Below are 18,857 nucleotides of genomic sequence, written 5' to 3' on the forward strand. Positions count from 1 at the left end.
AATGAACACATTACGTTTTTTGTACATAGCTGTTTCTAAGATCGGATCTGTTAAGAATGATAATATCCGGTCTAATCAAGATACGAACAGTTCAGACTATCCGGTCACTCTGGCAGTATCCGGTAAAAATCGCACGTACGGTTCAAAAAAGAAGGAGAACGAGCAACCGTTCTCCTTATCGATCGGTGTTCAGGAACTTTGTAAATGATTGTATGTTCCTTACTCGAATTTTCCTGACATCTACTTCGTTTTCCTGAAACCTTCCAGCAGATTGTCCATCAACTCAGGTGCCCTGTCCTTCATGCCGAAACCGACAATTATCGCAATGCTTAACCCTAATCCTAATGCAATTCCCCAGGCGAACGCGTCAGCAATGACATAGAAGATGCCTATGTTCACTCGTAGCTTATCAAGGGTTATCATCATCACGATAAAGTATAGAACCAGTTTCACGACCATTGATAGTACCTGAATATAAGCAATGCCCATGGATTCTCCCATGTTTTTCAGGATATCACCGATAAAATCAGCAATTATCAAACCGATAAGCAGGATCAACATTGCTGCAAATACATTGGGCAGGTAATTAACAAGCTGCTGGATTATTGAATTGACCACGGGTATATTCAAGTAATCCGCTGCGATCATAATAGCTATCAGATAAATGAACCACCTGACCACGATACCGAACAAACCTAAAACGGTCGTGCCTGCGGCTTCTACTGCCTTTTCAATGACAGAACCTCTTAATGTCTTGTCCAGTCCAGCCTTTTCTACGATCTTGCTCGCTGCATTTCCCAATACCTTTCCCAGGATAAGTCCCACAATTATCGCCAGTGCAGCCATGAATATATTCGGTATCATACTTCCTATTGTACCTATTATTGAACTAAGTGTAGCCAAAATATCACCTGACCTTCGATATTCTTTTACATCATATTAATTTTACCGCAATAAGGCACGTAAAAAGAACTGAGCAGGATATGGGTGTGTGTATTCAAAAGCTGTTGTTAGCCGCGTGTTTTGTCTATCCGCTTACTTTCACCACTATTTGTTCCATGAGAAATGAACCCCGTCAACAATAAGTTAAAATATCAAGGAGCGTAAACGTAACAATCCAGATGAAAACGGATTACCTGAAAAACAAATCTGGAATTAAGATGCTGTTTCCCTTAATTATTGTCGTTCTTATCATCATCTCATTATTTGTCGCTTTTTCTCATGAACCACCATCACGCTCGGTTGTCATATACACCTCGGTTGACCAGGTATATTCAGAACCCATATTCAAAGAGTTTGAAGCACAGACCGGTATAAAGGTCCTCCCTGTTTATGACGTGGAAGCCACCAAGACCACAGGTCTGGTGAACCGCCTGATCGCAGAAAAAAATCGACCGCTTGCGGATGTTTTCTGGAATGGGGAATTTACCCGGACCATCCTCTTAAAGTAAGAAGGAGTGCTGGCCCCCTACCAGTCTGCATCGGCCAACGATATTCCCACACGGTATATTGACCCGGAAGGCTACTGGACCGGCTTTGGTGGCCGCGCGAGAATAGTGCTGGTCAATACAAACCTGGTTCCAGCTGACGAATACCCGAAATCCATCTTTGACCTGCCCAACCGCAGCAGGGTTGGTATCGCTTATCCCATGTTCGGCACCTCAGCCACCCATGCTGCGGCCCTGTACGCAACTCTCGGGCCCGATGAAGCAAGAGACCTCTTTTCAAACCTGCAGTCCGGTGGCGTACGGGTAGTGGATGGCAATTCTGTTGTCAGGGACCTGGTAGCCAGTGGCCAGCTTGACATGGGCCTTACCGATACCGATGATGCCTGCGGTGCCATCAGGAAGGGGGCACCCGTTGAGGTAATCTTCCCTGACCAGTCTGAAAATGGTCTGGGAACGTTCATCATACCCAACACGGTTGCATTGATACAACGTTCACCCAATCCCGTTGAGGCAAAGATATTGATCGACTACCTCCTGAGCAGACACGTGGAAAGTTCACTGGTGACCTCGGGCTGGATACAGGTATCCCTGCGTTTGGTCGATGGAGAGCCCCTGTGTCCTCTTGCACCCGGTATCAAGGATATGACCATCAGCTTCGACGACATCTATCAGCAGAACCAGCTGGCAAAAGAGGATTTGAGAGAGATATTCATTCGGTAACAACAGAAATGAAAAAAACCATGTCCATTCCCTACAGGTACCAACACCGTTCACCAGGCAGTTACCTGCACATCTTCGGGCTGCTCGCATTTACATTCATCGTATTCGGACCACTGCTGTCTTTAGTTGTGGATTCTGCTGGCTATCTCGCATCAGAACCCGGACAAGTAATCCCTACCGAACGAAGTTCGGGATTGCTTTTTAACAGTATCGCCCTGGCCTTTTGTGTGGCAGCGGGCGGTATAATACTGGGTGTGATGATCGCAAGTGTCCTATGGCGCTGGCAGTCAGGACGAAAACATTCATTGCGCTGGTTTCTCCTGGTATTCGCCCCCATCCCCCCGTATGTGCATGCACTGGCATGGTCTACGTCAATGTCGTATCTCAGCGATATTCTTGTACGGTTCGGACTGCCCGGAATCTCGCTACAGGGATGGTCAGGAAGCTGGTGGGTCCAGCTTATGGCTTTGCTACCCATAGCGGTCGGACTGTCACTCATAGGATTTGAATCCGTGGAGATAACCATGATCGAAGCTGCCAGGCTTGTCCGCTCTGATATACAGGTCCTGTTGAGGGTTATCCTGCCACTTATGGCACCCATGCTTGCAGCGGGTACAGGCATCCTGTTCCTGCTCAGTCTTGTGGATTACAGTGTCCCCTCCCTGTTCGGATTAAATGTCTATTCACTTGAGATATTTGCAGAATACGGCGCAACCAACCAGCCGTCAAGTGCTTTTTTACTGGCCCTGCCCGAACTGTTCATTACTCTCGCTGTTATCCTGTTAGCACGGAACGCACTCAAAGATGCCGTCCAGAATCAGGTCCGGAGCCGGGCAGGTACATACGATTGGCCGCTCTGGTTCACCTGGCTGCAACGGTTTGCCATTATCGTTCTCTTCCTGCAGATATCTATCCTGGTACTGAGCCTTGTCTCGTCTGCCGGAACAGGGAAGGACCTTGCACTGACAATCTCAATGTCACGCAGTGAGATATCGTTCACGTTCTGGATATGCATAGCTGCATCTCTCATCTGCCTGCCCTTTGCCCTTGCAGCAGCGCACGAGATGCAAAGGAAGGATTGGCGGGGAACAGTATGGTGGGTGCTGGTAATATCACCGCTGGCAGTACCTGCTCCCCTGGTGGGTATCGGCATGGTATCGTTATGGAACCGTCCCCTCTGGTACGAACTGTACGGCACTTCTGCCATGCCTCTCCTGGCGCTCCTGGCCCGGTTCACGCCTCTGGCTGCCATAGTCCTTATGGCACAATTGCGCCGCATCGATCCATTACTGTTAGACGCAGCACAGGTCTTTGATACTCATCCGCTTCGGACCTGGTTCCAGGTCAGGTTGCCGCTCATGACCCCTGGTTTAATGGCTGCTGCATTCATAACATTTGCATTGAGCATAGGAGAACTGGGTGCGACCCTCATAACAGTCCCGCCGGGACGGGGTACTCTCACCCTCAAGATATACAATTACAAATCGGTTATGTGACCAGGCATAATGGCGGTTACCGACTGACACAGGATACCCTGTTACTGAGCAGGAGAATGCTGCTACTGGATACATTCCTGACCCTGACCTCAGGCAGGATAGGACATGATGGAAAAGTGATCATTATCGGTTTCACCGGCATCCAGGCCGGGGTCCACGACCTGCTGTTCATAGATGCAAATAAAGATAGTGTCCTGATAGATGCTGTATCGTCGGCTGTGATGCTTGATTATGTATCCCATTTCCTGGAACCCTCAGGAGCACTTGAAGGGAAAAACAAATCGGGCTAACTGTTTTTTTCAGGAAATGGTTACTCAGTATCGATTTTTACATATCTGCTTATCCATATTTGATCAGCAGGTACTCGATCTTTCAGGCATTTACGGTATTCTCCTATACAAAATATGCCAGAGATAACCCTTTATATCCCATGAAATAATCTAACATACAGGTGAACTCCCGATGAAATACATTGTACTCCTGGGCGATGGCATGGCAGACTATCCCCTTGACGAACTGGGTGGACTGACCCCCCTGCAAGCTGCCCGTACCCCCAGCATGGACCGCATGGCAAAACAGGGGCAGTGCGGACTGGCGCAGACCGTTCCTGATGACATGCCTCCGGGTTCGGATGTTGCCAATCTCGCTATCCTTGGATATGACCCTGCAAAGTACTATTCGGGCAGGGGACCCCTGGAAGCTGCCAGTATGGGTGTGGAACTGGCTGCTGACGATATCGCGTTTCGCTGCAACCTCATCACTGAAAAGGACGGGGTCATTGCCGATTACAGCGCAGGCCACATTTCTACTGAGGAAGCAGGAGAACTTATCCGGACGGTGGACGAACACTTAGGCAGCAACAACGCGCGGTTCCACGCCGGCATCAGCTACCGCCATCTGCTTGTGCTCTCAGGCGGCAGGGGAAAGGACGCCAGGTGCACCCCGCCCCATGACCAGGTGGGTGGCAGGGTGGTAGATTTCCTGCCACACGGCCTGGATGCAGAATTTCTCATCCGGCTCATCATGGATTCAAAACCCGTGCTGGAAGGACATGAAATTAACCGGCGCAGGATGGCGCAAGGAAAGAACACGGGCAATATGATATGGTTATGGGCGCAGGGCAGGGCACCGTCAATGCCACATTTCAGGGAGTTGTATGGTATAAGCGGGGCTATGATATCTGCCGTGGACCTGCTCAAAGGTCTGGGAGTATGTGCAGGGCTTAACGTGATCGACGTACCGGGCGCAACTGGCTACCTTGATACGAATTATACAGGAAAGGCAGATGCTGCACTGCAGGCTCTGGAATCTTGTGATTTCGTGTACGTGCATGTGGAAGCTGCTGACGAGGCCGCGCATATTGGTGACCTGGATGCAAAGATACAGGCCATCGAGGACTTTGACAGCAAAGTAGTGGGGCACGTCATGGATGGAATGGCTGCATTTGATGATTATAAAATTTTACTGATGCCTGACCACAGTACACCCATACCCATGAAGACGCATACCCATGACCCTGTGCCTTTTGTGGTACTTTCAAGTAATGGTGGTGCGGATGATGTTATCGAATATAATGAGTTCTCTGTGAAGGCAGGTTCACTGGGAAGGGTAGAAGGGCACAGGATAATGAATTACCTGGTGCATGGAAAATTCTGATTACCTGTTCTGCATGTGCCCCAGTGCCCTTTCCCAATAATCCTCAGCAGCCTCTCGTATGCCCGCAATCTCCTCTGTCGTCAGCTGGCGGACCACTTTGCCCGGACTGCCCATTACCAGACTGCCGGGCGGGAATGTCTTGCCTTCCGTGATAAGTGTCCCGGCACCAACCAGGCACCCGTCCCCCAGTACGGCATTGTTCATCACGATCGACCCCATACCGATCATGCAGCCGTTGCCTATGGTACAGCCGTGGAGTATCACGCCGTGACCCACCACGCAATACCCGCCAATAGTTACCGTATTTTCCGGTCCAGCATGCACGGTGCAGTTATCCTGGATATTGGTCCATGGACCAATATGGATGACATAAGGGTCACCTTTTACCACAGCGTTCGACCAGATACTGACATGGTCAGACAATTCAACATCCCCTATGACCGCACCCAGTGGGTCGATATAGATGGGGTCATCCATTTTCGGGAACATCCCCTGGAAACTCCTTATCCTGCTTTCCATTTCATATCACCTCCACTTTAATCATATTGGTGGAACCACCGGCAGGTACACTCGCAGTTACAACCAGCTTATCCCCTTTTTTAAAACCACAATCCAATGCTGTATTCACTGTCCTTTTCATCATTATGTTAATATCAGTGGAATAATCCACATTGACAGGTCTGACACCCCATACCAGAGAAAGACCCCTCAGCGTGGCAGGATTGGAGCTCAGAGCATAAATTGGGATCAACGGTCTGTACCTGGCCACTACCCTGGCCGTTTTACCCTGGCCTGTGGGTGTTATGATAGCAGCAGCTTTGACCTGGCGAGCAATAGTGATGGCTGATCGGCCGATAGCTTCTGTTATCGATTCACCTTCTGGTAAATTACGGATAGACATAACATCATGGAAATCCATGGATGTTTCTATCTTTGCCGCAATCCTTGACATCATCCGGACTGCTTCGACAGGGAACTGACCTACAGCAGTCTCTTCTGAAAGCATCACCGCATCAGTACCATCCAGTACAGCATTTGCCACATCTGCAGTCTCGGCCCTGGTAGGCCTGGGATTATCAACCATGCTCCTGAGCATCTGTGTGGCAGTGATCACCGGCTTACCTGCCTGGTTACTTTTTCGTACAAGCATTTTCTGGACAGCAGGTACATCCTCCATTGGGATCTCCACACCAAGGTCGCCCCTTGCCACCATGAGCCCATTAGCAACAGCCAGTATCCCGTCAACATTTGCAACAGCTTCGTGCTTCTCTATCTTGGCGATTACCGGGATACTGGCTCCCCTCTCACTGATGATCTTCTTAACGTCCAGTATATCCTCCGCTTTCCTGACAAAGGACAGGGCAATAAAGTCCACCTGTTCCTTTATTCCCAGTTCAAGGTCTTTTCTGTCCTTGGCTGTCAGTGATGGTATCTTTACCGTACCGGAAGGCAGGTTGATACCTTTATGGGATGATAACTGTCCGCCTATTTCCACCCTGCACCTGATATCACCCCCATCTGATTCGATGACCCTGAGCTGGATAAGCCCATCTGATAACATGATGGTATCACCTTCTTTTACTTCCAGGGGAAGGTCCCTGTAACTGACAGAAGCTATATTTTCATTCCCTGGCACATTTCTCCCTGTCAGGATGAACTCGTTCTTACTCTTCAGGGTAACGGTGCCATCCGGGAACTCACCCACACGTATCTTCGGCCCGCTCAGGTCCTGCAGGATGGCTATATGCCTGTCCAGCCCGGATGATATCTCCCTTATATTCCGGATGTTTTCCCTGTGTTCCTGGTGAGTGCCATGGGAAAAATTCAACCTGGCCACATCCATACCCGCTTCTATCAGTCGCTTGATCCTGGATTCGCTACTGCTTGCCGGCCCAATGGTACACACGATCTTCGTACGTCTGATAATCCTCTCCCCCATTATGATCTTAATAACGAATCCACTGCCATTTCAATGCTCTGGCTTGAGTTATGTGGCGGCTTCCAGCCCAGGGCTTTTATTTTATCAATAGCCAGCAGCATTGCAGGCACATCCCCCTTCCAGCCCCCACCACCGTGGGCGCCTCCGGTGAAGCGGTATTCCACATCGCTGTACCCCATCTTACCGGTCACGATATCTGCAATGCCCACCACATCGATAGTATCCTCTGAACCGATGTTGAATATATTGACCCGTTCATCAGAGTGTTCCACTCCGTATACCATGGCATCCACGCAATCCACTACGTCCAGGTAAGATTTCTTTTGCTTACCCGAACCCAGTATCTCAAGCGTAAAGGGGTCCAGTCTCAGTTTATTAATGAAGTCAACCAGCACGCCATGATTGCCCCTGTCCCCCACGATATTGGCGAACCGGTAAAGCCATGCTTTCATGTCAAAGGTATGGCAATATGAAGATATCAGTGCCTCGCAGGCTAGTTTCGATGCTCCGTACAGGGATATGGGAACCAGCGGCCCGTAATCTTCAGGCGTGGGCAGTACACTTGCCAGGCCGTACACGGTAGAGGTTGATGTAAATACAATTTCACTTACATCCGCAGTCCTCATTGCTTCTATCAGGTTATAGGTGGTCAGCACGTTCTGTTCCAGGTGTACTTTTGTATCCTCTGCTCCCAACCTCACATCAGGATTGGCAGCCAGATGGAACACCATATCAATACTGTCCAGAGCCGTGGATATGGTACCGGGGTTTATCAGGTCACCTTCAATGAAAGTAAAATCCGGGTTGTCCGTATGACAGTCAATGTACGCCATTACGCCGGATGACAGGTTATCGAATACAGTGACCCTGTTATGCTGCAGTAACCTGTCAACGACATGGCTACCTATGAATCCTGCACCGCCGGTAACAAAAATATGCCTGTTTTTAAGTCTCATGGTATCTCTCTATGCTATGAGCGAATAATCCATAACTTTATTGCATTGTTATTTTAAAGAGTACTTTCCGAATGGAATTTAATGGGATAATAATTAATAATTGAATATCAATTCAGAGCATCAGATATCTGCCAGATTAAGGTGATGAGCATTCCCGCAATTGAAGTGAACGACACAACACTGTATTATGAAGTGAGAGGGAAGGGAAATCCCATGTATGTACTTCACGGGGGGCCGGGTCTTGACCACAGGTATTTCGGTCGCTCACTGAGCGGGCTTGAGAATATCCGTGAATTGTACTACATCGACTTTCGGGGACATGGAAAATCCTCAAAAACCGATGTAAAGACCTATACCCTGGAGACCTTTGTTGATGACATCGACGCCATACGAATGCATTTATGGCATGATTCTATTGAGATACTTGGTCATTCCATGGGAGGGATGATAGGACTGCTGTATGCACTCCACTACCCTGCTTATCTCGAAAAATTAATACTTGTTGGCACACCTGCAAAACATACAAAAGTAAAAGGGTATTATGTGCTCAAAGCCGCCCTGCTGGCTGTGAACCTGAAATATTATTTACAGTATCAAAAAGACAAGACCATTGATAAGGAAGCCTTTGCCAGGGAGATCTTACTGAAAAGCTGGCCTATTTATATACCTGAAAAAATGCTCCTTGATTACACTGATTACATCAGGTCCCTGCAGGGCCTCGATATTTTCTTTGACATGCAGGATGAATTGGAGCTGTTCGATTTTAGCGAAGAGGTTTTCAACATTATCCAGCCTACATTGATAATCTTTGGCGAGAACGACCCGTTCAAAGAAGGCGGCAAGCTCTTGAAAAATATCAAGGAATCCAGATTCTCGGTAATACCGGAAACCAAACACATGCCATTCCTTGAAGATGAAATGTACTTCAATATTGTTGTCAGGGAATTCCTTACCGGGAAGATATTATAATCTTTATCAGTAAGTACATACAACAACCTATTATGAATCTCAAAATCAATGGAGTCCCTGTAGACGATACCTATTGTGAAGCCTTTAGCGGCGTGTTTACCCGGTTCATCATTACAGCAAAGGACGATAAGCGCCTTCAACGGGCCGCCCGCCTGTCTACTGCCCTTCCATCGACCGTCTTTGGCAAATCCGAAGGTGGTATAGAAGCCTGGCTGCCCCCTGATGAGACACCGGACGGACGTGCTGGTGCAATTGTCCAGATATGGGTGAACGATAGAAAGAACTCTGAACAGAACCTGGCAGCTGAACTTGGATGGCGCATACGACAGGGCATCCTGGTCGTGCCCACGACTTCGGTGTTCAATGCCCTGGATTCAGACCGCTTTATCGATATGATGCCTCCGGTGGGATATTGTGCTGACGGTTACCAGACCGAAGAGACACGTTTCGGCAGGAAGACAATAGTCCTTCCCCTGATGATGGGGGAGTTCGTCATCGAACGGCACCTGGGCATGGCGAGGAGCGTGATGGGGGGCAATGTATGGTTCTTTTGCGATTCCTTGGATACGGCTCTTGAAGCAGGGGACCGTGCCGTGGAAGCTGTAGACAGGGTTGAAGGAGCGGTGACCACCTTTGACATCTGCTCAGCCGGTTCCAAACCCATATACCCGGGGCAGGAACATCCCGAGGTCGGGCCCAGTACCAACCATCCCTTCTGCCCCACATTACGGGGAAAAATTCCGGATTTCGAAGTGCCTGACGGCGTAGGCTCCATTCCTGAGATCGTCATGAACGGTGTTGACGAAAACGCTGTGAGGAATGCCATGAAAGCTGCAATGGAAGCGGCTGCCGGTGTACCTGGTGTCAAAAGGATATCAGCAGGAAACTACGAAGGAAAACTGGGAACATTCAGGATACCCCTGAAAGAGCTCTTATAACCGCATCCAGTTCGTCCCGGGAGGGTAATCCTCCCCGTGCCCCCCTGTGCCCTATACTGATGGACGCGGTGATAGTACCCATCCGTCCGCATGTTTCAATATCCTTCCCCTGCAGCATACCAAAGATAAAACCGGCATTGAAGGCATCACCTGCCCCTGTCGTGTCCACCACATCCACTTTGTGGGGTTGTAGCTCAATTGATAACGTGCCGTCTGTCACATAGCACCCCCGGCTGCCCATCTTAACAGCCACCCACTGTGCCCCGGCCTCAATGAGCATATCGGCACCGTCCCTAACATCCCGGCACCCGGTCATAAGTTCCAGTTCATGGTCATTGGGCAGTACCACCCGGGCTCGCCTGATAAACTCCATCAGTGCCTTTAAGCCACGCTCGGCATAAAGGGTGCCCGGATCGAAGCTGATACCAGCCTTTGTGCGGGCTGCAACTTGTTTTTGAGTCTCGAATGATGTGTCTGAGGCCCTGCACACAAAAGAGGTGAAATGAATAAGCCCGGCATTGTTCATTAATTCCATTCCCGAGCCAGCGGTAATGCCCATGCTAATGTCTATATTTATTTTCGCGTGCATGTCAATGCTCATTTCAGGGTGTGTGCCAATGCCCATTTCCACGTCCGCAATAGTGATAGTATCATTTACGCCCGGGTCAACCAGTATCCCACGCTCACCCTGCCTGTCAACCATAATCAGGCACTCACCGCTCCTGCCGCTGGAAATACGCACACCCCGGGTATTCACGCCTTCGGATGCAAGGTCATCCAGCAACAATCTGCCTGCCTCGTCATCCGCAACCTTTCCCACATACCCTGTTGCTATGCCCAGCCTGGACAAACCTACAATGGTATTAGCGGCCGAACCACCCGGATGGTTCTCGACCGAACTGATAAAACCTTCCTCGTCCGGCCTGACAATCCTGTCCACATAATATATCCTGTCCAGGTTCAGGGCACCAAAACCCACCACCTGTGGAAAAGGAGGGGAATCATGGCTGTGTACTGGCATCATTTGAAGGGTCATTGTAGATGGATTCCTTGCAATACATTTATATCTATATTTACATATCTTAATTTACTTTAATCGATCCATAAAAGTTTAAATATTATACACGATTGAAAACGCTTATTAAATGATGTGGTTGGTATGAGTTTACAATATGCAGCCGTATTGAACGATGTTTTTAACTATTTCCCTACAGAAATCCCTCCGGACATTGTAGAAAGAGTGATTGAAGGAGCAGCAACTGTCAATGATGCATCTGAACTGCTTAAATGTGAACCTGGTGTTATTTTCAAATTTGCAGATATGCTCAAAGCAAGCCTGGTGGGCAATTCAGTATCATACATTGTGAATCGTAACATTACTTTTTCTGATAACTGCACCGGAACCTGTACCTTCTGTGCGTTCAAAGGATATAAGGGATTCAGGATGGGCGTTGATGAGATTGTACGAACGGCTGCCGGTGCAGTCCAGACCGGTGCAACAGAAGTGTGTATCCAGGGCGGGTTGATGGATGACATGCACCTGGAAAATTATTGCAATATCCTCAGATCCATTAAATCACGTTTCCCGCAACTGCACATCCATGCCTTTTCACCCATGGAAGTATTTCACATGTCACGGAACAGCGATACAAGTATCAAGGATACCCTTCTGGCACTTAAAAACAACGGGCTGGATTCCATGCCTGGCACTGCTGCCGAGATACTATCTGACAGGGTGCGCAAGGAGATATGCCCTGATAAACTAACGTCCTCACAGTGGATCAATGTGGTCGAGACCGCGCACCGTACAGGAATACCTACCACGGCTACCATGATGTACGGACATATTGAGACCATGACCGAGCGTATCCATCACATACTTACGGTAAGGGACATACAGCTCATGACAGGCGGGTTCACTGAATTCGTACCCCTGCCCTTCATGCCGTACAATAATCCCCTGGGTAAACGGTTGATGGCGGAAGGGTACTTTGCCACGACCGGTGTGGAAGATCTCATTGTGCACGCTCTGGCCCGGATCCTGCTGTACCCACATGTAAGTAATATCCAGGCCAGCTGGGTTAAACTTGGCAAGAAGTTGGCGCAATATGCCCTGTTCTGTGGTGTCAATGACCTGGGAGGTACCCTGATGGAGGAGAGTATCTCAAAAAGTGCCGGTGCGGCTAACGGTGAATATATGCCGTCTGAGGAATTCCAGTGGATTATCAGAGGTGCCGGACGTGACCCGGTGCAAAGGGACACATTGTACCGGCAAATAGTAACTGGATGATGTGAATATCAATTATGTCTATTTCGTATTGCCATCCTTATGGCAGTTATTTGGTGTAATAAAATGTTATATAGTAATGTGTGAATAACTTTACCTGGATTTATAATGTCAAAACAATTAAGGGAATTTACGGTAAATGATAGCGGTGTATCTCCTGTCATAGGAATGATATTGATCCTTGCCATTGTTACTGTCTCGATAGGGATTATTTATACGGCTGGTATTCCGATGATTGAAAATGCCAAATTACGTGCTCACCAGCAGAATATCCAGAACTCTTTTTCTGTCCTTCATGGTGATATAGAGGAAGTCGTCAGAGGTCCAATTACTGGTGCAGGTACAGCCAGGACCACAACTATTTCAATGGACGGGGGGACGCTTGCTGTATTACCCAACAATACCAGGATTGAAGTACGTTATAATGACGGGACAACCACTACATTATCATGGTCTCCGGGTACGACCGGTTATGAATATAAGAACAGGATCGTGGCATATGAGAACGGAGCTGTGTTCACGACCTATCCGGACGGTTCGATCATGGAACAGGAACCACTTATTTATGCGGGAAAGTTACGCGGAAGTAATGTTGGGGTCATGATACATGTAATCAATATTTCCGGTACCAATACTTCAGCCAGCGGCAAAGGTAAGGGGCAGGTGAGGACCTTTGCATCAGGTGATGGTATCAGTAAAATTTTCTCGGGAGAAGTAAACAGCATTTACATTAACATTACCAGCCAGAATTATAATGCATGGGATACGTATCTCAGAACAACGTTCATGAATTCAGGTGCGACCTATACATCCACGTTCCCCTCGGATGATACCGTAGCTGCTGTAATAACAAACCCGGGTTTTAGTCTAAGCCTATCAATCCATGAAACAAAGATCGAGTCTGTTGTGTGGTGATTGGTTACATGCGAACACTGTATAAGGATGTAAGCGGACAGGCCGTTCCCATAGATTATATCCTGATATTCAGTATGTCGGTCCTGTTCTTTGGGATTATGACCTTATCATTTTCATCAGTCGTGGATAATTCTACACGTCAGGCCTTATATTCAGAACTTACCGATGTGGGCAATCAGATATCATCCGGAATTACGGATGCGTATTTATCAAATCCCGTTGAGGGGCAGTTCATTTCGGTTATGGATATACCTGTTCTGGTGGCTAATAATGAGTATTTCATTGATATTACTGATGAGGACCCTTATGGTTCAGGACAAAAGACATTGAGGTTGAAATCAAGGTTCAGGGAAGTGACAGTATTTGTTCCCTTGAACAGCATAGATGAGCTGGTAACTATCAATGGTTCTGTTTCAAGCTCTTCAGGAAAGATAATAATTACCAATAACCGTTCAGATATCTTGCTCACATAGGGTTGATCTATATGACTTTTCACCATGACATTCGAGACGAAAAGGCAATGGTCAGTATAGATTTTCTTACGGGTGTAGGTGTACTGTTAATGACTTTTTTATTCGCATCATATACCATATCCAGTGTTATGACGCCTTATTCCGGATATTCAAAAGAGCTCTATCCTGCAGCTGACAGGGCTGCAACATTATTGGTAAGGGATGCAGGATACTGGACAGATGGTACCGATTATGGAACTGAATGGAATACGGTATGGGATATCAACCAAAGTTATGTTAAAAAGATAGGTCTTAAAAAAGATGATGGAAATAATACCATCGATTCACGAAAACTGAATGTTTTCATGGAAACGCATACTGGTATTGAGAATCATGTTTCCTGGTGGGAATATCCGACTTCATCGACCGATCCTGCTGAACGAGACAATGCGTCCAGAGCTTTAGGTTTAGGGCGGAATAATTTTTATATCCAGATACGTCCTGTCAATGGTTCCCGTATAAATGCTTCTATGGCAGATATCGCTGCATTGGATGCTCTTGGGGAACAAAGCGATGTAGTAGCTGTGACCAGACTGGCCATGGTCGAACACAACACGTTTGGACAATTCCGCGGAGATGATTTTTTCGGTCATAAAAGCCCGGTAAAAAATTTATTTGTGATAGAACCAAAGGATTTTGATATTATTTCGAATGGTATTCGATTCAGTATCCGTGACTGGAATTTTGATGGGACCAATCAATCTGATTTCAAGGAGATAAAGATGGGGGATGAGATAAATGCAAAATATAACCTTAAAGGTGCAGATAAATTATCTCAAGAAGAATATGCCAAATTCAAGAACGGAATAAATGTATCAAATATGGGAAGTTTTACTTTTCATGAAAATGATACTCTTGAATTTTATATCCCGGTAACTACCCTTGATATGTTGTTGCCGGACCGGTATACATCAGGGAGATCTATCTATATACAATTAAATGTCGAATCGGTCGTCACAATAAGAGATGATGGGCTTACCTATTTTAGCAGCACGAAGCAGACAACGATATATCCTGTGAAAATGACCTTATGGACATGGTAAGAAAGGTATTTTTTATGGCAGGGGCTGGTTCCCTATGAACTGGGTGCTATTTGTTATTGGGTATATGCCATCCGGGTCTATGTATGTTACATTGATATCGTAGTTGTTGGTGTTGTTCAGGTCACTGATGACTATCAGGTATTCAAGTAGCTCTTTTTTAAATGTGACATTCGTAGATTCCCATGGGAATGGGCTGCTATTTACTTTATAGAGGATGCTCATAGCATTATTGTTGTTGAAATCATCCAGGAATGAAGCTGACAGGTTGAGGTTTGTGCTGTTCCCTCCTGTGACCGTTACTACTCCGGCCATGGTGCTGTCGTTCCCACTCAGCCAGTAATACGATGCAGGTGCTCCGTCAGGTACAGTGATATTATGTCCCTGAATACCATCGGTCAGTTGTACATAATATTTCCAGGTAGCATTGATGGAGTACACTGTGTGATTATAGAGAGTTGTATTGTACTGGTCCCAGGTTTGTGCTGTGAATTCGCGGGCATACCATCCCGAACCATTGTCCAGCCACAGGGAAATATCAAGATCTTCCTGCTCCTTGTCGGTCACATTGAACATAATGGTCACATCCCGTCCCCGTTCAGTTGTGAGGTTCATGCTGGAATTTATCGAATCGTTCGCTATGATATATTCAACCGAAGGGGTCCAATTAGCAGCAACTGCATTGGGGCAGCAGTTGGATAGATTTGAGGCAAGGAGAACTTCATCATATACTACGATGGTAAAGTAATATTTACCAGGATCAAGCCCGAGAACTATGCATTCCTGGTATGTCCCGTTCAGATCAGGACCAAAATTGATAGGATAAAATGTAGCATTATTGAACTTTTCCATGGTATCAACAGGCTGGGCAGAATATCTCAGGTCATATCTTGATGCTATTCCCATATCTCCATCATCACCCTTTGATGTCCAGTTGAGTTTGACCTCACCGTCTTTGACCCCGGAAATGGCAAAGAGGTCTGTGATCTCCCCGGGAGGAATCTCATCATATATGATCTTCCCGGTCTCAAGGTTATAGGTGATGGTATCTTCAAATCGGTTCTTGCCATCGAATAGCAGAATTGTGGCTTCGGCTGTTGGGGGTACGTTATTGAAATAGGGACCCCACGTGAAGGCAAGGATGTAACCATGAGATGCCATGGTGGAATTCATATTTTGTTCAAAATTCTTGATTGTGGTATTGGATGAGTTGAATGGTGAATATGCGCCGCTGCCAGACCCGAATTTAAGGATCATACCATACTCCTCCCTGATATCGATGAAACTGTAATATGCATCCATCGATGAATGTCTCTGGGTACTTTGCGGATTTGAACTTGCAAGTGAATAGACCATTGAACCCATACCAATGATAACAAGTGCGATGATGAATCCAATGAGCAATAACATCTGGCCACCGGAATCTCTGGATAATGGGTTTTGTGTGCTCATTTATACCACATTTTTATCTGGAGTTCGACCACGCCATAATCGTAAACCTTGCCAAACCCCGGATAAAAGAATGTTTGGAACATAAGACGCTCTTTGTGGGGAGTGGGGTTTCCATTATAATCTTTACTCATATCATGCCCGGCAAGATATGTTACAAAACCATTATCGAAAGGTGCAGAGACATAAGCGAGGTTATCACTGTTTGGTACATTTGAATCTCTGGATAAACCAGCGCCGGATAATACCGTTGTATCAGGATTAAGCAATGAATAATTAGAATTCTTTACAAAAAATACGGGAACTGCGCTTGAACCTGCACCAGGTAATATACCATCAACATCACCTGATTGCGCTAATACATCAAAGCATGAACCAGGATTGGCATAAGACCCATAAGCACCGGTAGTGTTGCCTTCAGTTGAATTACCAACGAATATCATGGATTTACCAGCAACAGCAGAACCTGAATATTCAACACCGATGAGACCATACGCGTTTTCTTTTTGCGTTTGATTCTCTGAATTATCACCTGAATATTCAACACCGATGAGACCATACCATGAGTGATTAGTACCATCAATCTCCTCCACTTTAGTATCCAACGTGGTCAATGATTTACACTCTGCATGGATGGTACCACCGTTCGAGAGCCAATCGATTAATATCCTTGCCACATCAGCAGGCATTGGTGATAAATCGGCATGAGGTATTGTGATAATATCGATCTCATCTAAGATACCATTTATGATCATTGTATCATTGATAACTATTTGTGGTACATCCGAATGAATGTAATATTTCCCAATAGTATCATTTAATTTGCTCTCATACCATGGAGTTGGTTTAGGGTTTGCGTTAAAATCATCGGGCGGGTAGACTGCTATTTTCGGAGCCATTTTCATTTCAACAACTGGAAAATGGTATAAAGGCTTAAGGAATTGATGAATTTTGAGATGATACGCTACAGGACTATCCTGTGATGCATTGAGGATCTTTTCTTTTATTTCAGGGGTCAGATCATCGGCATCAATAACATAAGGACCACCTCCGAATTTTTTATTGCTAATGTTTCCGTTTAAAATATCCAGGGGTTTATCGCTGGTATTAATTTCCAATGTATAGAAAAGAGAATAATTTGTACCTCGCGGGTCTTCGAGTAGCTGATATACAGATATGGGGTTACCACCACTGTAAGTCCCGTTGGCAATGTGATATACCAGTCCCATCCCTTTCAATACAGGTATATAATTATCGGACGTATCAGGGTCGGGCTGGTACGTCTCATCCATGGGTATTAACAACGAACCTGCGGGAAATGTTTTTGCCACCTTCCTTACCTCAGCCTTAGACCCTGCCACCCCGCCGAGACCAATATTCTTGGAAACAACGATTTCACTCACAACAACCTGCTCACCCACGGGATAGCCATTGGAAAATAGTAATTCACTATCATCACCAGATACCAGTGAAACACTGTATCCTACATTATCAGGCAAACCATCTTCCATGAGGGCATGTAATTCACTATAATTATTTTCACCTATGTAGTACTGTATCAAATTGTCATAATCCGCTACAGGTGACGGACTTTTTTTCAGTATATTCAATAGGTCATCGCCATAATGAGTTAATTGTACATTCGAATAACTTCCTCCCTGCTGTGCCTGGGGTGGTACCTGTGATACGACGAACAACACAGCTGCAATTATCAGCAAGGACGCGATAAGGGCTTCCAGAGTCATCATCTGGCCATTTTCGTTCAATTCTTTTTTTTTCATAATCCATTGAACAATGTTATCGCATATGTTTAAAGGTTTTGCAGGTGGAGGGCAGGAGGTTTCATCCAGCGTTCGTGTCAAGTTATCGAACAGACGTTGATTTGATGCTGAATCCTTGCATTTTCATGTGCTACCGTCAATTTCACTGTCACTGTTTGAATCTTCAGTGATTGAATTCATGGGGTCATAGAGATTGATAATGAGGTCGGTTATAGCATCACTTCTCGGGTTTATGATGAAAAAAAAGTGTGTTTTTTTATATACACTTTTCCTGTGTTCAAATTTATAGAGAACAATTGTATCGTCCTTCACTTCATAAATTAATCTCGATTTTGTGATTCTGATACTCATTAAACCTGCTAATTCGTACATTAAAGGTTTTCAAACACCTGGATTTTCTATTATTTTATTAATTATTTTCTTGATTTTTATTTAACAACTTTTATCCTTAATTTTTTGAATATCTTTTTTGAATTCATTGGTATATAATACCCTCATTCTTCACTCCATAGTTCATCCAGGTCATCTACGTCAGCCAGTTCATAAACATTCCCAGACTCCAGTTCCTTTATCGATCTTTTTAATCCTTCCAAAAGCTCCTGGTCACTCAGGACTTCGATGGTTTCAATAATATCTTCTATTTCATTCCTTAAGTGAAGCATAGATTTTAAAATATCAGTCCGATATGAAACAGCAGATTCATTAATCGATGAAATTGTCAAATAATCACCATTGCATTATATTAGAATTT

The 18,857-nt window shown here is 46.0% G+C and carries 20 protein-coding genes; 12 read left to right on the forward strand and 8 right to left on the reverse strand.

Translation table 11 applies throughout. From position 1 onward, the window contains the following. Nucleotide 1: 1 nt before the first annotated feature. Nucleotides 2-208, forward strand: a complete 207-nt coding sequence (locus K0A89_05385; GenBank protein MBW6517916.1) for a hypothetical protein — start codon at nucleotides 2-4, stop codon at nucleotides 206-208. A 32-nt stretch (nucleotides 209-240) separates the two neighbouring features. On the opposite strand, the gene K0A89_05390 is transcribed toward K0A89_05385, so the two are convergent. Beyond that, entirely contained in the window at nucleotides 241-864 is a 624-nt protein-coding gene (locus tag K0A89_05390; protein MBW6517917.1) for a hypothetical protein, read from the reverse strand. Between the two features lie 296 nt (nucleotides 865-1,160). On the opposite strand from K0A89_05390, the gene K0A89_05395 reads away from it, so the two are divergent. From K0A89_05395 to K0A89_05415, 5 genes are all read left to right on the forward strand, one after another. Beyond that, the gene (locus tag K0A89_05395; GenBank protein ID MBW6517918.1) at nucleotides 1,161-1,451 is read left to right on the forward strand and encodes a hypothetical protein; all 291 of its coding nucleotides are present in this window, start codon (nucleotides 1,161-1,163) and stop codon (nucleotides 1,449-1,451) included. Nucleotides 1,452-1,457: 6 nt separating this feature from the next. After that, nucleotides 1,458-2,168 carry an extracellular solute-binding protein gene (locus K0A89_05400; GenBank protein MBW6517919.1) on the forward strand — a complete coding sequence of 237 codons (711 nt, stop codon included), beginning with the start codon at nucleotides 1,458-1,460 and terminating at the stop codon, nucleotides 2,166-2,168. An 8-nt stretch (nucleotides 2,169-2,176) separates the two neighbouring features. Continuing rightward, the gene (locus K0A89_05405) at nucleotides 2,177-3,664 is read left to right on the forward strand and encodes an iron ABC transporter permease (GenBank protein ID MBW6517920.1); all 1,488 of its coding nucleotides are present in this window, start codon (nucleotides 2,177-2,179) and stop codon (nucleotides 3,662-3,664) included. Next, nucleotides 3,661-3,954 (forward strand): hypothetical protein, encoded by a 294-nt coding sequence (locus tag K0A89_05410; GenBank protein MBW6517921.1) that lies wholly within the window; start codon nucleotides 3,661-3,663, stop codon nucleotides 3,952-3,954. The genes K0A89_05405 and K0A89_05410 overlap by 4 nt, the downstream gene beginning before the upstream one ends. A 172-nt stretch (nucleotides 3,955-4,126) precedes the next feature. Then, complete coding sequence (locus tag K0A89_05415; GenBank protein MBW6517922.1) at nucleotides 4,127-5,320, forward strand: cofactor-independent phosphoglycerate mutase; 1,194 nt, start codon at nucleotides 4,127-4,129, stop codon at nucleotides 5,318-5,320. Here K0A89_05415 and K0A89_05420 read toward each other — a convergent pair whose 3' ends face one another. From K0A89_05420 to K0A89_05430, 3 genes are read right to left on the reverse strand one after another with little or no spacing between them, the layout of a single operon-like run. Further along, on the reverse strand, nucleotides 5,321-5,839 hold the full coding sequence (locus K0A89_05420; protein ID MBW6517923.1) for a gamma carbonic anhydrase family protein: 519 nt from the start codon (nucleotides 5,837-5,839) through the stop codon (nucleotides 5,321-5,323). Nucleotide 5,840: 1 nt separating this feature from the next. After that, on the reverse strand, nucleotides 5,841-7,259 hold the full coding sequence (pyk, locus tag K0A89_05425; GenBank protein MBW6517924.1) for a pyruvate kinase: 1,419 nt from the start codon (nucleotides 7,257-7,259) through the stop codon (nucleotides 5,841-5,843). Then, nucleotides 7,259-8,215, reverse strand: a complete 957-nt coding sequence (locus K0A89_05430) for an NAD-dependent epimerase/dehydratase family protein (protein MBW6517925.1) — start codon at nucleotides 8,213-8,215, stop codon at nucleotides 7,259-7,261. The genes pyk and K0A89_05430 overlap by 1 nt, the downstream gene beginning before the upstream one ends. A 144-nt stretch (nucleotides 8,216-8,359) precedes the next feature. On the opposite strand from K0A89_05430, the gene K0A89_05435 reads away from it, so the two are divergent. Next, nucleotides 8,360-9,184, forward strand: a complete 825-nt coding sequence (locus tag K0A89_05435; GenBank protein ID MBW6517926.1) for an alpha/beta hydrolase — start codon at nucleotides 8,360-8,362, stop codon at nucleotides 9,182-9,184. A gap of 32 nt (nucleotides 9,185-9,216) precedes the next feature. Continuing rightward, nucleotides 9,217-10,122, forward strand: coding sequence for a formylmethanofuran--tetrahydromethanopterin N-formyltransferase (locus tag K0A89_05440; protein MBW6517927.1), 906 nt, complete (start codon nucleotides 9,217-9,219; stop codon nucleotides 10,120-10,122). Here the strand turns inward: K0A89_05440 and K0A89_05445 are convergent. Next, the gene (locus K0A89_05445; protein ID MBW6517928.1) at nucleotides 10,094-11,158 is read right to left on the reverse strand and encodes a carbohydrate kinase family protein; all 1,065 of its coding nucleotides are present in this window, start codon (nucleotides 11,156-11,158) and stop codon (nucleotides 10,094-10,096) included. The genes K0A89_05440 and K0A89_05445 overlap by 29 nt on opposite strands. 123 nt (nucleotides 11,159-11,281) lie before the next feature. Here K0A89_05445 and cofH point away from each other — a divergent pair, with 123 nt between their 5' ends. From cofH to K0A89_05465, 4 genes are all read left to right on the forward strand, one after another. Continuing rightward, nucleotides 11,282-12,412, forward strand: coding sequence for a 5-amino-6-(D-ribitylamino)uracil--L-tyrosine 4-hydroxyphenyl transferase CofH (cofH, locus tag K0A89_05450; protein ID MBW6517929.1), 1,131 nt, complete (start codon nucleotides 11,282-11,284; stop codon nucleotides 12,410-12,412). A gap of 105 nt (nucleotides 12,413-12,517) precedes the next feature. After that, nucleotides 12,518-13,324 (forward strand): hypothetical protein, encoded by an 807-nt coding sequence (locus K0A89_05455; protein ID MBW6517930.1) that lies wholly within the window; start codon nucleotides 12,518-12,520, stop codon nucleotides 13,322-13,324. Nucleotides 13,325-13,332: 8 nt separating this feature from the next. Beyond that, nucleotides 13,333-13,797, forward strand: a complete 465-nt coding sequence (locus K0A89_05460; GenBank protein ID MBW6517931.1) for a hypothetical protein — start codon at nucleotides 13,333-13,335, stop codon at nucleotides 13,795-13,797. Between the two features lie 11 nt (nucleotides 13,798-13,808). Next, nucleotides 13,809-14,879, forward strand: coding sequence for a hypothetical protein (locus K0A89_05465; GenBank protein MBW6517932.1), 1,071 nt, complete (start codon nucleotides 13,809-13,811; stop codon nucleotides 14,877-14,879). A gap of 12 nt (nucleotides 14,880-14,891) precedes the next feature. Here K0A89_05465 and K0A89_05470 read toward each other — a convergent pair whose 3' ends face one another. From K0A89_05470 to K0A89_05480, 3 genes are all read right to left on the reverse strand, one after another. Further along, the gene (locus K0A89_05470) at nucleotides 14,892-16,328 is read right to left on the reverse strand and encodes a hypothetical protein (protein MBW6517933.1); all 1,437 of its coding nucleotides are present in this window, start codon (nucleotides 16,326-16,328) and stop codon (nucleotides 14,892-14,894) included. Continuing rightward, nucleotides 16,325-18,106, reverse strand: coding sequence for a hypothetical protein (locus K0A89_05475; protein MBW6517934.1), 1,782 nt, complete (start codon nucleotides 18,104-18,106; stop codon nucleotides 16,325-16,327). The genes K0A89_05470 and K0A89_05475 overlap by 4 nt, the downstream gene beginning before the upstream one ends. 494 nt (nucleotides 18,107-18,600) lie before the next feature. Continuing rightward, a complete protein-coding gene (locus K0A89_05480) occupies nucleotides 18,601-18,768 on the reverse strand; it encodes a hypothetical protein (GenBank protein MBW6517935.1) in 168 nt (55 codons plus the stop codon). Nucleotides 18,769-18,857 lie beyond the last annotated feature (89 nt).

Source organism: ANME-2 cluster archaeon (assembly GCA_019429385.1).
Lineage (GTDB): Archaea > Halobacteriota > Methanosarcinia > Methanosarcinales > Methanocomedenaceae > Methanocomedens_B.

Bases quoted from the DNA above. Each gene is read 5' to 3' on its own strand.
- K0A89_05385 (MBW6517916.1), top strand. From the start codon at position 2: ATGAACACATTACGTTTTTTGTACATAGCTGTTTCTAAGATCGGATCT.
- K0A89_05390 (MBW6517917.1), bottom strand. From the start codon at position 864: ATGATACCGAATATATTCATGGCTGCACTGGCGATAATTGTGGGACTT.
- K0A89_05395 (MBW6517918.1), top strand. From the start codon at position 1,161: ATGCTGTTTCCCTTAATTATTGTCGTTCTTATCATCATCTCATTATTT.
- K0A89_05405 (MBW6517920.1), top strand. From the start codon at position 2,177: ATGAAAAAAACCATGTCCATTCCCTACAGGTACCAACACCGTTCACCA.
- K0A89_05415 (MBW6517922.1), top strand. From the start codon at position 4,127: ATGAAATACATTGTACTCCTGGGCGATGGCATGGCAGACTATCCCCTT.
- K0A89_05420 (MBW6517923.1), bottom strand. From the start codon at position 5,839: ATGGAAAGCAGGATAAGGAGTTTCCAGGGGATGTTCCCGAAAATGGAT.
- pyk (MBW6517924.1), bottom strand. From the start codon at position 7,259: ATGGGGGAGAGGATTATCAGACGTACGAAGATCGTGTGTACCATTGGG.
- K0A89_05430 (MBW6517925.1), bottom strand. From the start codon at position 8,215: ATGAGACTTAAAAACAGGCATATTTTTGTTACCGGCGGTGCAGGATTC.
- K0A89_05435 (MBW6517926.1), top strand. From the start codon at position 8,360: ATGAGCATTCCCGCAATTGAAGTGAACGACACAACACTGTATTATGAA.
- K0A89_05440 (MBW6517927.1), top strand. From the start codon at position 9,217: ATGAATCTCAAAATCAATGGAGTCCCTGTAGACGATACCTATTGTGAA.
- K0A89_05445 (MBW6517928.1), bottom strand. From the start codon at position 11,158: ATGACCCTTCAAATGATGCCAGTACACAGCCATGATTCCCCTCCTTTT.
- cofH (MBW6517929.1), top strand. From the start codon at position 11,282: ATGAGTTTACAATATGCAGCCGTATTGAACGATGTTTTTAACTATTTC.
- K0A89_05455 (MBW6517930.1), top strand. From the start codon at position 12,518: ATGTCAAAACAATTAAGGGAATTTACGGTAAATGATAGCGGTGTATCT.
- K0A89_05460 (MBW6517931.1), top strand. From the start codon at position 13,333: ATGCGAACACTGTATAAGGATGTAAGCGGACAGGCCGTTCCCATAGAT.
- K0A89_05465 (MBW6517932.1), top strand. From the start codon at position 13,809: ATGACTTTTCACCATGACATTCGAGACGAAAAGGCAATGGTCAGTATA.
- K0A89_05470 (MBW6517933.1), bottom strand. From the start codon at position 16,328: ATGAGCACACAAAACCCATTATCCAGAGATTCCGGTGGCCAGATGTTA.
- K0A89_05475 (MBW6517934.1), bottom strand. From the start codon at position 18,106: ATGAAAAAAAAAGAATTGAACGAAAATGGCCAGATGATGACTCTGGAA.
- K0A89_05480 (MBW6517935.1), bottom strand. From the start codon at position 18,768: ATGCTTCACTTAAGGAATGAAATAGAAGATATTATTGAAACCATCGAA.